Origin of the sequence: Bacillus sp. PSXD-155, assembly GCF_049310765.1 — a bacterium.
GTDB lineage: Bacteria > Bacillota > Bacilli > Bacillales > Bacillaceae_G > Bacillus_A > Bacillus_A cereus.
Map to the genome: position 1 here is coordinate 1 of NZ_JBMOWC010000001.1, position 14,559 is coordinate 14,559.

The window sequence follows — 14,559 nt, forward strand, 5'->3', positions numbered from 1 at the left end:
TTGTCTTCGGCATAAATTACGATATGGATATCGAAGAGTGACCGCAACTCTTCGGAAAATGGGACTGTGTGTGAATCATAAAAAAGTATTACGAATCATGAGACAAAATCAGATTCTCTCAAAAGTTCGTCGAAAGAAAAAGAAATATATCAGTGGTGCGGAGCCAGTAGTAGCGCCTCATCGATTGGAACGCCAATTCGATGCATCCGCACCAAATGAAAAGTGGTTTACGGATGTGACATATCTATTATTTGGAGAGCGTACCTTGTATTTATCAACGATTATGGATGCCTTTAATCGTGAAATTATTAGTTATGTCATCAGCGAGTCCCAAGCACTGCCATTAGCAATGAAGACATTAAAACAAGCAATGAGAGGGCGAAAAGTAAAAGATGTCCTTCTTCACTCAGATCAAGGAAGTATTTATACAGCGAAGGAATTTCAAGCATATGCCAAAGAAAACGGCATTATCACCAGCATGTCCCGGAGAGGAAATTGCCATGATAATGCCGTCATGGAAAGCTTCTTTAGTCATTTAAAAAGTGAAGCTTTCTATTCACAAGAGATAACAAAAGTATCCAACACAACTGTGCGAAAGATTGTGCTAGAATACATTCATTACTACAATTGTGTGCGAATTCAAGAAAAATTAAACCACCTATCCCCTAAAGAATTTAGGGAACAAGTGGTTTAGGTGTTTTGATAGGTGTCCCGTTTTCGGGGTTCACTTCACTGGTCCGGTGTTTTTATGTTTTGTACCATTAGCCTCTTAAATAAATGGTTAGGTTTAAGCACAAATGATAACTCACCGTACTTACCAGACCCTATCGCAGCTATTTTAAAGGCAAATGTAGAGTTACAAGTTTTACTCATGCTATTTGTTATGTATGGAATATTTTACTTACATTATCGAAGAAAATTAAGTGCCTAACTTCTAACTCATGATTATCCTCCTAAATGGTTATAGTAATCATGACAAAATGAAAGGAGAGATATAAACATGAGTAACTCGAATGAATTTTTAGATACACTACATGAAAAACAAGCAAAAGATGAACAAAATAGAAAGCGCCAAGGGAACGGAAACCCAGCGAAAAAAAAGCCAAATAAAACACATAAATAACAGTAAAAAACTGCCTAAAACGATCTTTTAGGCAGTTTTTTATTCTTCTTTCACCGAGATAACATTTTCCCAATTCCATTTCTCATAATACCACTCTGGTATATCTACATTTTCAATCCACTTTTTTTCATGTTTTCCATCACTATGAGCTATCCATATATTAGCTTTCTTACGATCTGAACGTATCCATATTAATTGATTGCTCTTCTTCATGAAAATTGGATGATAATCGCCTTGCTTATTAGATGACTTTGTAATTTGATATTGTTTATCGCTTGTGCTATTTATCTCATATAAAGATGGGAATGGCCTTTTTTCTGGCAGAGTTTCAAACCCTCCCTCTTTTGCTCGTGAAACGATAATTACATTATCGTTCTTCCATGTAAAATCCCAATCCACATATCCTTTCGGCGTAAATGTTTGCTGCTGGAGTGCTGGCAGTTCTTTTATTTTTAAATGTTTATTCTCTAATGCAACTCTCCCGCTTCCCTCAATATAAGCCAATATGTTTTTTGATGGCGCCCATTTGAACCATTCTGTATTTAATAGCATTTGATCTACTATTTCAAACCGACTACCATCTGCTCGAACTAAGCAAAGCGTATTACTATCAGCTGACCATGAAGCTGTCGGTATCGCTAAAAATGAAATCCACTTTTGATCTGGTGACCACTTAAAGCCACTTGCTACTAGCGCTAGAAAATCATCATGTTCATTTGGCAATGCATACAAATGCTTCATTTTGTGAGGATTCATATGTGCATCTTTTTGCACTTCATATAGCTGAGCCCCTGTCCATCCTGTTGGAAGTAAGTGCGCTTCAGAGGATACAAGAAAGTTCTTTCCATCAGGATACCATGCATAATCACCCACACCAGCCGATACATTTTCAAAATCTGCATTCTTTTTTTCTACATCAAATGTATTCAATGTACCTGTAAATATAAATGCAATTATATTTTCTGTTGGTGACCATTGATAATTCGATGCTTCTGAGTGAAACGGCGTAACTTTCTTTCCATCTTTCAGCCGATATAACTCAAGAATATTTTGTTTCTCCCCTTTTACATATGCCAGCCATTCTCCATCATGTGACCACTTTGGCCCTGTTATGTTCTCTCCTTTTGTAAGTTGTTTTTCTTTCCCATCAACTTTAATCCAAAGGTTATGATGACGAATAAAAGCAACTTTCACACTATTATTTTCTGCGCTAGTAATAGCGATAGAACATAAAAACATAAACAACACTACACTACCACTTACTATTAGCCTTTTCATACCATCACTCCATTTCCCTCATAGCATTCCTCACTTTCTTCCTACAATATGTGAAAAATATCGATTCGACATAATCAGAAAAAATTCCCCAAGAAATTTTCAATTCATAGAGGATTGGTATGAATTATGTCGAAAGTATAGTTTAGCCAACATTTATATTTATAAGTTCTAACTAAAATGTAAGATTCCATTTCTGAATATTGGCACTTTTTATTAGGGGGAGTATCAATGAAAAAAACTACATCTACACTATTAAGCATGGCGCTTGTCTTTTCTAGTTTTGGAGCTTTAAGCACTCATGCTGAATCACTACAAAAGGAGAAGCAATTTAGTCCACAATTAAAAACAACGATTGAACAGTGGGGAGAACATAAAATTGCTCAAAATGTTGAAACGAAAACAACAAAAGAAATATCAGTAATTGTAGAATTGCAACATGCACCTCTCGCTGCTCAAAGTAATATTCAGCATGCTCCAGATTTACAAAATAGTAATGCGCAGTCTTATCATGCTGAGCTAAAAAAAGCACAAGAAGATACGACTAAGAAAATAAAAGAAAAAGCACCTGGTGCAAAAATTAAAGAAGTGTATAATACGTTATTTTCCGGATTCTCTATTTCAGTTCCTGGAGATCAAATTACCTCTCTTGCCTCTTTACCTGAAGTAAAAGCAGTCTATCCGAACTTAACATATAAATTGCATGAAACATCAAAAAGTACTACTAACGAAGAAGCACCAAATATCGGTGGACCGACAATTGGTGCACCTGAAGCGTGGAATTTAAAAGATCCATCTGGCAAACCGCTTGATGGAAAAGGCATGAAAGTAGCCATTATCGACTCTGGCGTAGACTATACACACCCTGACTTAAAGGCAAATTATATCGGTGGATATGACACGGTTGATGAAGATAGCGATCCAATGGATGGTAACGTACATGGTACTCATGTAGCTGGAATTATTGCGGGTAATGGACAAATTAAAGGCGTTGCTCCAAACGCTTCTATTCTAGCCTATCGTGTAATGAATGACGGTGGAACTGGTACAACAGATGATATTATCCAAGGGATTGAGCGAGCGATTCAAGATGGTGCAGATGTGTTAAACCTCTCCCTTGGGCAGGATTTAAATGTACCTGATCAGCCTGTAACATTAACGTTAGAACGAGCAGCGAAACTTGGTGTTACTACTGTCGTTTCAAATGGAAATGACGGACCAAAACCTTGGTCTGTTGATGCTCCCGGTAACGCAAGTAGTGTCATTTCTGTTGGAGCATCTACGGTTTCTATCCCGTTTCCAACATTCCAAGTAGCTGGTTCCAGCAAAACATATCAAGGGTTACCGTTATCAAAATCCGATTTTCCAATAGGAAATGATTCCCCTCTTGTATACGTTGGTTATGGCAATCCAAGTGATTATGCAAAACAAGATGTGAAAGGGAAATTCGCACTTATTTTACAAGGTACTTCTAGTACATTAGTAAAAGCAGAACAAGCGAAGCAAGCTGGGGCGCTTGGTGTGTTATTAATCTCTAGCGAAAAAGAAATGAATATGATGCCGGAATATTTTTCACGTGAACATCTAGCTGTCCCAGTAATGCAATTATCAAATACAAATGGGGAAGAATTAAAAACTTTAATTACAAAACGAAAGAAAAATATAAAAATTGGACAACCAAAGCAAACAGAACTTATCGGTAACTTTAGTTCAAGAGGACCATCACAAGGAAGTTGGCTAATAAAGCCTGATGTTGTTGCACCTGGAGTACAAATTACTAGTACAGTACCGCGAGGCGGCTATGAATCGCATAACGGAACAAGTATGGCTGCTCCGCAAGTAGCTGGAGCGGTTGCCCTCTTGCGTCAAATGCATCCTGATTGGACGACAGAACAATTGAAAGCGGCTCTTGCTAACAATGCAAAAACATTACATGATGTCAATGAAAATACATACCCTGTTATGGCACAAGGATCAGGTTTAATTAACATTCCGAAAGCAGCTCAAACAAATGTATTAGTAAAACCTAACAATGTCAGCTTTGGTCTTATTAAGCCAAATAGCGGAAAAGTAAAACTGACGCAAAATGTTACATTACAAAACCTTTCTAGTAAAAAGAAAAGTTTTTCAACTCGTGTGGAGTTACTAGATGCAAACACAAACACAAAAGTAAAAGCTTCTGTCCCTTCATCGATTAGCATTCAACCGAATAGTAGTACCGAAAAACCATTTACTATCACTGTAGATAGCTCACTACCACAAGGTGTGTATACTGGAAATGTATATGTAAAAGAACAAGGGGCAAAAGAAGAAATTCGAATTCCATTCACATTTAGTATCGATCCTAAAGATTATAAACGTATCGATGGACTTGAAATTATTAATTCTACTTTTAGCCCAAATGGCGACCACGTACTAGATGATAATCTCATCAACTACTATTTAGTTGCGCCTGTGGATGATGTAACATTGCATGCAAATTTAGTTACGAAAGAACGTGTAACGTATCAAGGGATTATCCATCAAGCTAAAAATGCAACTCCTGGATACAAACCTTTCAAATGGAATGGTACAAAAACCGATGGAACTCCTTTAGCTGACGGGCTATATCAAATCGAAGCAGTTGCTTCTAATTCTGGCGGAGAAACAAAACAAACAGCTGCTGTATTTCTTGATCGAACTGCACCTAAGTTAACATACGAAGTTGACCAAGAAAATCTCGTAATTAGAGGAAAAGTTGATGATATTCTACTAGATTGGATGTCAGAATCTGGTTGGATAGCACCTGGTATTCCAGTGAGAATGCAATATGAAATTAACGGAAATGGTGTATGGGACCAGGCATTCCTGAACCCTTGGGATAAAAGCTATGACATTTATTTCGATCGTACTCAATTACAAGAAGGAAAAAATACTATTCACATTGTAGCAACTGATGCAGCTGGCAATACCTCTAATTTAACTGTTAATTTAGAAGTGAAATAAAGTGAAACTTTAATCAGTAGAGATTTCGTTCATCCCCACTGATTATTACCCTTCACCAATCGGGAGTTACGGGCAGTTAATCTCCCATCTCACTTCTTTGCTCCAACCGAATTTTGAGGTAGGAATTTTACTGCTCATTAACACGGGATAAAAAATTTTTGTTGACAATTTTTTTAATATAGTTTTATAATACAAAACATAGTTTAGTTGAACGAATTATATATCGGCTTTGAAGGAATACTAGTAGCGACTTATATCACTGTCTCAGAGAACTGATGGTTGGTGCGAATCAGTACATATACAAGCGTGAATTACAATTCTGGAGCTTCTTTCCCGTAATGCTTTTTATGCATGAAGAGAAAGACGGATCTTTCCGTTATCGTAAAGTGAGTGGTAAACAATTAGTTGTTTACAAATAGGGTGGTACCGCGATTTTTATCGTCCCTATCGGATTTTCCGATAGGGACTTTTTTGCGTCCATCCTCTTACACAATTTCATATATACGCGTTGAAAGAATCGCAGTAGTATCTTATATCCCTGTTACAGAGAGCTAATGGTCGGTGGAAATTAGCACATATATAAGTATGAATTACAATTCTGGAGCTTCTTTTTCGTAGTGCTTTTATGCATGAAGGAAAAGACGGAATTTTTCCGTTATCATTAATTGAGATGTAAGTATATTTTCACTTACAAATAGGGTGGTACCGCGATTCTTTCGCCCCTATCGGATTTTCCGATAGGGGCTTTTTCTATTTCTCACAGAAACAGATGTTAAATAATTCCGAATCTTATGATAAAATTTTATAAGCGCTTACAAATAATGAAGGGAGGTGATACAAGCTATACGAAATCGATATTCAATTTTATAGAAAAAAAGGAGGATGTCTAAATGACAAAGAAAACAGAAATTCCATCGCATTTAAAACCATTCGTATCCACACAACATTATGATCAATACACACCGGTGAATCACGCTGTGTGGCGTTACATTATGAGACAGAATCATAGCTTCTTAAAAGACGTTGCTCATCCAGCCTATGTGAACGGACTACAATCATCTGGTATTAATATAGATGCAATTCCAAAAGTAGAAGAAATGAATGAGTGTTTGGCACCAAGTGGCTGGGGCGCTGTAACGATTGACGGACTTATTCCCGGCGTAGCATTCTTCGATTTTCAAGGACACGGATTACTACCGATCGCAACAGATATTCGGAAAGTAGAAAATATCGAGTACACACCAGCTCCAGATATCGTACACGAAGCCGCAGGACACGCACCGATTTTACTTGATCCTACATATGCAAAATATGTGAAACGTTTTGGGCAAATTGGTGCAAAAGCTTTCTCTACAAAAGAAGAACATGATGCATTTGAAGCTGTTCGTACATTAACGATAGTGAAAGAAAGCCCTACTTCTACTCCTGATGAAGTTAAGGCTGCTGAAAATGCTGTAATTGAAAAACAAAACTTAGTTTCTGGTTTATCAGAAGCTGAACAAATTTCACGTCTTTTCTGGTGGACAGTAGAATATGGATTGATCGGAAATATAGATGATCCAAAGATATATGGTGCTGGTCTCCTTTCTTCTGTTGGCGAAAGCAAACATTGCTTAACAGACGCTGTAGAAAAGGTTCCATTTTCTATCGAAGCATGTATAGGGACAACTTATGACGTAACAAAAATGCAACCACAACTATTTGTTTGTGAATCCTTTGAAGAATTAACAGATGCGCTTGAAACATTTTCTAAAACAATGGCCTTTAAAACAGGTGGAAAAGAAGGTTTAGAAAAAGCAATTCGCTCTGAGAACTATGCAACAGCTGAGCTAAATAGTGGATTACAAATTACAGGTACATTTAGCGAGACAATTGAAAACGATGCAGGTGAATTAATTTACATGCGAACAAATTCGCCAACGGCATTAGCGCTTCATAATAAACAGTTAGCAAATCATTCTAATTCTGTACACAGTGACGGATTTGGAACACCGATTGGATTACTCACTGAAAATATTGCATTAGAAAATTGTACAGACGAACAACTACAATCATTAGGAATTACAATTGGAACTATCGCTGAGTTTACTTTTGCAAGTGGTATTCATGTAAAAGGAACAGTAACAGATATTGTAAAAAACGATAAGAAAATTGCTCTTATTTCCTTTATCGATTGCACAGTTACTTATAACGCCCGCGTTTTATTTGATGCTTCATGGGGCGCATTTGATATGGCTGTTGGCTCACAAATCACTTCAGTATTCCCAGGTGCCGCAGATGCCGCAGCATTTTTCCCAATGGATGAAGAAGTTCACGAAATTCCTGCTCCACTTGTACTGAATGAACTTGAACGTATGTATCAAACAGTTCGAGATATTCGAAGTGAGGGGATTTTACACGACGCGCATATCGATCAATTAGTAGCAATTCAAGAAGTATTAAATAAATTTTATGCGAAAGAATGGTTGCTGCGCCTTGAAGTATTAGAGTTACTTTTAGAGCATAACAAAGGGCATGAAACATCGGCAGCATTACTACATCAACTTTCTACTTTCACAACTGACGAAGCTGTAACACGCCTTATTAACAATGGTCTTGCGTTACTTCCAGTAAAGGATGTGAAAAATGATGCTAAGATTAACTGAAGAAGAAGTTCACGAAGAATTATTGAAGGTAGATAAATGGATGGTAAAAGATGAGAAATGGATTGAACGAAAATATATGTTTTCCGACTACTTAAAAGGAGTCGAATTTGTCTCTGAAGCCGCCAAACTATCAGAAGAACATAATCACCATCCATTTATCCTTATCCAGTATAAAGCAGTTATTATTACTTTGTCATCTTGGAATGCAAAAGGTTTAACGAAACTAGATTTTGAGCTTGCAAAACAATTTGATGAACTATTTTTACAAAACGAAAAAGCAATTATAAGAAAATAAAAGGAGAAGCCTTTTTAGGCTTCTCCTTTTATTTTGAAATGGATACAATGTCCAAATGGATCCTCGACTTGTAATATTCCATCTTTGTACGTAGCAATCTTGCCAATATTTTTTAAGCTTTCACATACTTGCTCTTTTTGTTTTTCATTCGCTAGTACAACTGTGAAATATTTCAAACCAACAGAACCTGGCATTTGCGGTGGTACCCCTTCACCTTGCCATGTATTTAAACCGATATGGTGATGATAACCACCTGCAGATACGAACAATGCTCCATTACGAGATGGAATCGTTACTTCAAAACCAAGACCATCAACATAGAAACGTTTCGCTTCCTCTAAATCAGCTACATGAAAATGAATATGCCCCATCACAGTACCAGCTGGAAAGCCATTCCATGTACTTCCTTGCTGTAATAATTCTTCACCAGCTAACGGGTTACTAACAAATGGGAGTTCTCCATTCTCATCACGCCAAACTTCTTTTTGTCGATCATGATAAATTTCAATCCCGTTTCCATCTGGATCAGCTAAATAAAGAGCTTCACTAAAGTAATGATCGGCTCCGCCATGTAGTGGATATACCATCTCTACAAGATGACGAAGAACATTCGCTAAATCCTGTCTACTTGGTAATAAAATTGCGTAATGATATAACCCTGTTCTTCCTCTTTGCTTCGGAAAAGCTTCTTTCTTTTCTTCAATGATAAGAAGTGGTTCATCATTTTCATTCCCAAATGTAACGACTGCTTCTTCTTCTCTTAGCACCTTCATACTTAGTACTTCCGTATAAAACTCTAGTGATTTCTTTACATTAGATACGTATAAATGAACAACATCAAGTGTTGTATCGGGATGAAGTTGAAAACTCATCTTGTTAGCCCCCCCATTTAAATTAGTTCTTCTTTGACATTTTTTCTTTTAAGAAATTATCTACAAAGCCATCAGCTTTTGCAACAAATAAGTATGCACCCATTGCTAATAATGCAAGTTCTAATTCGAAACCAGGATTTTTTCCATCTCCCAATAAACCAGCTGACCATTTCACTTTTACGATTGCTCCAACCATAACAAGTGCAAATAATAATCCAATATATCTTACACCTAAACCTAGAATTAATAATAGACCTCCAACTAATTCAAACGTTGCTACACCGTATGCAAGTCCTCCTGGTAAACCAATACTTGTAAACCATCCTGCAATATTGTCAATTCCTGATTGGAATTTTGTTAAACCGTGCATGAAGAATGTTACCCCTAACACGATACGAATAATTAAGTTACCAATATGTTGATTCATTTCATTCTCTCCTTTATAGTTTTCTTATACAAAACTTTTATTTACATTACAAAACATACACTAATTTTTTTTATTCGTCAATTCATTTTCACTGGGAAAAAATATATTTTTTTTGCTATGATACAAATAGTTGTTTACAAAAAGGAGCTTGATTTTATGAATATTGGTTCTGCAATACGTGAAATTCGTCAACGTAGAGGCATAACAATTGCACAAATTTGCGAGGGAACAGGTCTTTCTAAAGGATTTATGAGTCAGGTTGAAAATAATAAAACATCACCATCTATCTCAACTTTAGAAACGATCTCCAATTTTTTAAACGTTCCCCTTCCCTATTTATTGTTAGAGCAAAAAGATCGATTAAAAATTGTCAAAAAAGAAGAACGGAAATACAGTGTATACGGCAAAGATGAGCAAAGAATTGAACATGTTGCGGAGCAAGGGGGCCTTCGCCTATCTTTAGTAGAAATCCCTACTGGATTCCCGAAAGAAAACTCACCAAATGCCCATGAAGGGGAAGAATGTCACCTTGTATTACGCGGAAAACTAGAAGTTCAGCACGGTGAAGATATTGCAATTGTAGAAGAAGGTGATTCTTTCTCATGGAATGCATGCGTTCCTCATATTGTTCGTAATATAGGAGAAGAAACTGCATTATTACTCATCTCTAGTTATGCGGAAAATCGAAAACGTGTTTATTAAATAACAAAAAAAAAGAAGCCTGTTAAACAGGCTTCTTTTTTATCCCCTTATAATTCCATAACTTGTCCCAACTAGTACAGTCTTTTCATGCTGATTGCGATAAACTGACTCGATTGAAACTTTTTTATAGCCTTCCATTTGCTCAACATTTGTTAAAGTTAGTTCACAAGTGATCGTATCTCCTGTGAAAACTGGTCTAATAAACTCACTTACTAATTCTCTTGCTATGTAATGTAACTCTTCTCCCACTTTCGTTCCAATGCTAGCAGTCAATAAACCATGAACCATTAATCTTCCATTTTCATCGTATTCCACATGGTGTCTACCTTTATCACCGGTAATATTTGCAAATTCAAAAACTTCTTCCTCAGTAAATCTTCTTTCATATTTAAATACATCCCCAGCTTTTACACTCATTTTTATCCCCCTAATAATAAACAGAATTTTCTTTTATTTTAGCATAAAACGAGCCTCAATCCATTCTCTATTATCAAAAGTCTCAAAATTACCTCGCTATACTTTTTTACTTTCCATTCATTTATCGGTGACCATCTCTTTTCGCGACTTGGTATCCATAATACGCACATGTTCCATTTCTTGATAGCTCTCTAACTTCAAATCCACAACTTCTATAAAAATCAAAATTGTTCGCTGATGTATGCGCAAACCAATCACCGTGGGGAAGTTTTTGCAGGCAAAGAGCTACAAGCTTCTTACCTAATCCCTTCCCTCTATATTCACACTTCACAACTAAATTTACTATGTTCGCAATCATAATTCCATCAGAAATGACTCTAACCATCGCAACCATCTCTTCCTCATCCCAAATTGTGAAAGCCCATGTTGAATTTTCGAATGCTATCGTAAATTTTTCAATTTGCCAAGAAGGGATATTATCATTACTCCAACCGGCATCTTCAAACAAAGCTTTAATTGCATATGCTGGTACGCTACTCGTTCCCTCACGAATAATAAGTCCATTATGATAAATGTACATGTAATCCCTCCCTTTATTTTCATATACCATTCTTCAAAAAATGCAATTTACCTTTAAAAAAGTAATTTTTTCATCCAACACGCTTAATAGAATAAACTAGAACATCGATTCCATGAAATGACGTTGTTTTCTCATAGCTGAGCCCGGTTTTTCTAGCAACAAATATTGAGGCGGGATGATTCGGATTAATAAGAGAAATTAATTTATTCATTCGTAATGCTTGGAAACCGTAGTCACGAAATGCTGCCGCTGCTTCTTTTGCATACCCTTTTCCCCAATACTGAGGAAGTAACCAATAACCAATTTCAATTTCCTCTTTTCCATCTATCTTCTGCTTTACCAGCCCTGCATGACCAATTCTTGTTCCCATTTCCTTTTCAATCAATACAAATAAACCGAGACCGTTTTTATAGCTAGGAATCACCCATTCCTCCAGACTTTTTTTACACTGCATATATGTTTTTAACGTCCCATTTCCAATATAACGCATTACCTTCTCGTTCCCCCATAGTGAAGCGTAGAACTGTAAATCATCCATTGTATATTTGCGAATTTGTAAACGTTCTGTATGAAACATGCTGGCACTCCTTTCCACTAATTTTTTCTTCATTTCACGATCACGTTTTGTGTGTATACGAAATGTTACTATTTATTATAAAGTGAAACTTTAATCAGTGGGAAATTTTGTTCATCCCCACTGATTATTAGCCTTCACCAACTAGGCGTTTACGGGCAGTGTATCTCCCGTCTAACTTCTTTGCTTTAGCCGAATTTTTAGGCGGGAGTCTTACTGCCTGGAAAATAGCTGGATAAATGAACCAACAATAAAATACAGAATATTCATTCTTAATAACTAAAAAAAGCAGTAGACAAATATTGTCCACTGCATCCATATCATAACTAGCATAAAGAAAACTACAATTGAGGGGGGTGTAGGATTTTCAAATATACTAGATACTGATCCCGTTCTAACGGGCGGTAAACTTTCCAATTGTTTCAAGTGAAAAGTTTACCGCACATAAGAACTTCCTTCGTTCATTAAGATAGTATTGCTAAATAATCATATACACGCTTAGATTTCTCTCCACCCATTCGTGCATGTTGAAGAAGAGAAATACCATGAGGGCCAGATGCACGCAATGCTTCTGGTTGAGCTACTAAAATAGCTTGTACAACTTCTAATTCACCAAGCATAGCTGCTGCAAAAATATCCATCCGAGCACCCTTTTCTAGTAAATAAAGAGCAATATCTTTACGACCTACATGTGCCGATGCGCCTAACGCACTTTCCCAATCTGATCCACCCCAATTATAAGAGGCGTGAAGTAAGCTTGGTGATTCAACCAATAGCTCTTGTACTTTCTCTAAATCCCCGTGAGCTGCCATAACAAATTCTCTTACTAATTCAGTGGTAATACGCTCTTCTATTTGCATCGCTCTTCTCCCCTTCTAGAAATTCGTTTCGGTGTAAAAAACGGTTTGTCATTTCCTTGAAAAATATCTACATCTATGCCAAATACATGTTGAAACATTTCATGGCATAGTACTTCTTCTGGTATACCATCATACTGAATCTTTCCTCGCTTTAATACAAGTAAACGATCGCTATATTGAGCAGCTTGGTTAATGTCATGTAAAACCATTATAATTGTCATTCCAAACTCCTCATTTAATCGTTTCACAAGTTCCATTACTTCCAACTGGTGAACGATATCTAAAAAGGTTGTTGGTTCATCCAATAATAAGACATTTGTACGTTGCGCTAGCGTCATCGCAATCCAAGCACGTTGCCGTTCCCCTCCTGATAAAGAATGTAAAAGACGATATTCATACCCTTCAAGATTTGTAACAGACAATGCCCAATCAACAATTTCTTCATCTTCTTTATTTAAGCGGCTACTCCATGATTTATGTGGACCTCTTCCGAACTCAATTAGTTCTTTCACTGTCAAATCTAATTGATGATCATGCATTTGTGGTAACATCGCTAATTGCTTCGCTACATCAGCACTCTTCATCATATGAATATTTTTCCCATCTAAAATGATGTCCCCTTCGCTTTGTTTCAGTAGCCTTGCTATTAAACGAAGCAAAGTAGATTTTCCCGATCCATTCGGACCAATTAAACTAACGATTTCTCCAGCCTTAATATGTACATTCATATTTTGCATTTGAAATCTTTCAGAGTGTGCATAAAACACTTTGTTAACGGAAATCACGTTGTTTTCCTCCTCTATGAATTAAATATAAGAAGAAAGGACCACCTAAGAAGGACAGTAAAATACCAACAGGCAATTCAATTGGGTCAAACCAACTTCGAGCTATTGCATCCGCAAAAACAAGTAATACCCCGCCGCCAAGGCATGATAAAGGTAGCAAATATCTATAATCATTTCCAACTAATAAACGTAGCATATGTGGTACGACAAGACCGACAAATCCAATAAGACCAGACACACTTACCGCAATTCCAGCTAATAATGTACTTACTACGATTAAATAAAACCGACTTTTTTCCACATTATGTCCTAATAGTTTTGCCATTTCATCTCCAAGCATTAACACTCGAATATGCTTAATACCAAAGAAAGCTAATATAATGGCGAATATTGCATAATAAATAATCATGTTTAAATGTGCCCAACTTACACCACCAATGCCGCCCGCTAGCCACGGTAACACGGATTGTACTTTGTCACTATGTAATAACATTAAAGCTGACGTTGCTGCACCAATTAATGCATTGATTGACACTCCTACTAAGACGATTCTTGAAGGTGGTGCCCCTTTTTGCCATGATAAAGCATAAATAACCATCGCTGTTATGAAAGCTCCTAAAAACGCCCCTAGTGGTAAAAAAGCTAGATGCTGTGGGAATAAAATCATGATGACAATTGCTACAAGGCCTGCCCCAGATGAAACCCCGATAATACCAGGATCTGCAAGAGGGTTTCTCATAACCCCTTGCAGCAGTGTACCAGATGCAGCTAAACATGTTCCTACTATAAACCCAACGAGAACTCTCGGTATGCGAAGATCCCATACAATTCGATGAACTGTCGAACCTTCATCTTGTATACCTGTTAGAATGTCTCGTACAGAAAAAGATAAACTTCCTGCGAAAAGTCCGTAAAAGAGGCCTAGAATTGTTAATACAACTAAAGTAACTGCTATTATCCATCTTTTTTTCGCAAAAGGATGTTCCTTTTCTCTTACTACTTCACTACTTTCCATACGT

Annotated in this window: 15 protein-coding genes, 1 pseudogene and 2 other annotated features; of the genes and pseudogenes, 7 read left to right on the forward strand and 9 right to left on the reverse strand. The window is 36.8% G+C overall.

What is annotated here, in order from left to right:
• From ACO6VI_RS00005 to ACO6VI_RS00015, 3 genes and pseudogenes are all read left to right on the forward strand, one after another.
• Positions 1-694, forward strand: a 694-nt coding sequence (locus ACO6VI_RS00005) for an IS3 family transposase (protein ID WP_422422957.1), incomplete at its 5' end; no start/stop codon positions are given.
• A gap of 39 nt (positions 695-733) precedes the next feature.
• A pseudogene (locus ACO6VI_RS00010) lies at positions 734-931 on the forward strand (phosphoglycerate mutase); the annotation flags it as partial.
• Between the two features lie 69 nt (positions 932-1,000).
• Positions 1,001-1,123, forward strand: coding sequence for a DUF4023 domain-containing protein (locus tag ACO6VI_RS00015; protein ID WP_000071866.1), 123 nt, complete (start codon positions 1,001-1,003; stop codon positions 1,121-1,123).
• Between the two features lie 39 nt (positions 1,124-1,162).
• Here ACO6VI_RS00015 and ACO6VI_RS00020 read toward each other — a convergent pair whose 3' ends face one another.
• Positions 1,163-2,401 carry a TolB family protein gene (locus tag ACO6VI_RS00020; protein WP_000825717.1) on the reverse strand — a complete coding sequence of 413 codons (1,239 nt, stop codon included), beginning with the start codon at positions 2,399-2,401 and terminating at the stop codon, positions 1,163-1,165.
• 228 nt (positions 2,402-2,629) lie between these two features.
• Between ACO6VI_RS00020 and ACO6VI_RS00025 the strand changes: the two genes are divergently transcribed.
• The 3 genes from ACO6VI_RS00025 to ACO6VI_RS00035 all read left to right on the forward strand — a co-directional run bounded on the left by ACO6VI_RS00025 (position 2,630) and on the right by ACO6VI_RS00035 (position 8,323).
• The gene (locus ACO6VI_RS00025) at positions 2,630-5,383 is read left to right on the forward strand and encodes a S8 family peptidase (protein ID WP_000754184.1); all 2,754 of its coding nucleotides are present in this window, start codon (positions 2,630-2,632) and stop codon (positions 5,381-5,383) included.
• A 220-nt stretch (positions 5,384-5,603) separates the two neighbouring features.
• Positions 5,604-5,832, forward strand: a binding site (T-box leader).
• 50 nt (positions 5,833-5,882) lie between these two features.
• Positions 5,883-6,110 (forward strand) — a binding site (T-box leader).
• Positions 6,111-6,273: 163 nt separating this feature from the next.
• Positions 6,274-8,028 (forward strand): aromatic amino acid hydroxylase, encoded by a 1,755-nt coding sequence (locus tag ACO6VI_RS00030; protein ID WP_000163185.1) that lies wholly within the window; start codon positions 6,274-6,276, stop codon positions 8,026-8,028.
• Positions 8,009-8,323 (forward strand): 4a-hydroxytetrahydrobiopterin dehydratase, encoded by a 315-nt coding sequence (locus ACO6VI_RS00035; RefSeq protein ID WP_000979537.1) that lies wholly within the window; start codon positions 8,009-8,011, stop codon positions 8,321-8,323. Before ACO6VI_RS00030 ends, ACO6VI_RS00035 begins: the two co-directional genes overlap by 20 nt.
• Before the next feature lie 14 nt (positions 8,324-8,337).
• Here ACO6VI_RS00035 and ACO6VI_RS00040 read toward each other — a convergent pair whose 3' ends face one another.
• Positions 8,338-9,195, reverse strand: a complete 858-nt coding sequence (locus ACO6VI_RS00040) for a VOC family protein (protein WP_000009849.1) — start codon at positions 9,193-9,195, stop codon at positions 8,338-8,340.
• A 22-nt stretch (positions 9,196-9,217) separates the two neighbouring features.
• Positions 9,218-9,622 carry a DoxX family protein gene (locus ACO6VI_RS00045; RefSeq protein ID WP_001071553.1) on the reverse strand — a complete coding sequence of 135 codons (405 nt, stop codon included), beginning with the start codon at positions 9,620-9,622 and terminating at the stop codon, positions 9,218-9,220.
• Between the two features lie 156 nt (positions 9,623-9,778).
• Between ACO6VI_RS00045 and ACO6VI_RS00050 the strand changes: the two genes are divergently transcribed.
• Positions 9,779-10,324, forward strand: a complete 546-nt coding sequence (locus tag ACO6VI_RS00050) for a helix-turn-helix domain-containing protein (RefSeq protein WP_001020693.1) — start codon at positions 9,779-9,781, stop codon at positions 10,322-10,324.
• 39 nt (positions 10,325-10,363) lie between these two features.
• Here the strand turns inward: ACO6VI_RS00050 and ACO6VI_RS00055 are convergent, their stop codons facing one another.
• The 6 genes from ACO6VI_RS00055 to ACO6VI_RS00080 all read right to left on the reverse strand — a co-directional run bounded on the left by ACO6VI_RS00055 (position 10,364) and on the right by ACO6VI_RS00080 (position 14,555).
• Complete coding sequence (locus tag ACO6VI_RS00055; RefSeq protein WP_000111564.1) at positions 10,364-10,741, reverse strand: MaoC/PaaZ C-terminal domain-containing protein; 378 nt, start codon at positions 10,739-10,741, stop codon at positions 10,364-10,366.
• A gap of 121 nt (positions 10,742-10,862) precedes the next feature.
• Positions 10,863-11,321 (reverse strand): GNAT family N-acetyltransferase, encoded by a 459-nt coding sequence (locus ACO6VI_RS00060; protein ID WP_000276127.1) that lies wholly within the window; start codon positions 11,319-11,321, stop codon positions 10,863-10,865.
• Between the two features lie 70 nt (positions 11,322-11,391).
• Positions 11,392-11,931, reverse strand: a complete 540-nt coding sequence (locus tag ACO6VI_RS00065; protein WP_003271719.1) for a GNAT family N-acetyltransferase — start codon at positions 11,929-11,931, stop codon at positions 11,392-11,394.
• Positions 11,932-12,359: 428 nt separating this feature from the next.
• Positions 12,360-12,755 carry an ankyrin repeat domain-containing protein gene (locus ACO6VI_RS00070; protein ID WP_063548664.1) on the reverse strand — a complete coding sequence of 132 codons (396 nt, stop codon included), beginning with the start codon at positions 12,753-12,755 and terminating at the stop codon, positions 12,360-12,362.
• Complete coding sequence (locus ACO6VI_RS00075; protein ID WP_063548666.1) at positions 12,746-13,540, reverse strand: ABC transporter ATP-binding protein; 795 nt, start codon at positions 13,538-13,540, stop codon at positions 12,746-12,748. Before ACO6VI_RS00075 ends, ACO6VI_RS00070 begins: the two co-directional genes overlap by 10 nt.
• The gene (locus ACO6VI_RS00080) at positions 13,527-14,555 is read right to left on the reverse strand and encodes a FecCD family ABC transporter permease (RefSeq protein WP_002082127.1); all 1,029 of its coding nucleotides are present in this window, start codon (positions 14,553-14,555) and stop codon (positions 13,527-13,529) included. The genes ACO6VI_RS00075 and ACO6VI_RS00080 overlap by 14 nt, the downstream gene beginning before the upstream one ends.
• Between the last annotated feature and the right edge of the window lie 4 nt (positions 14,556-14,559).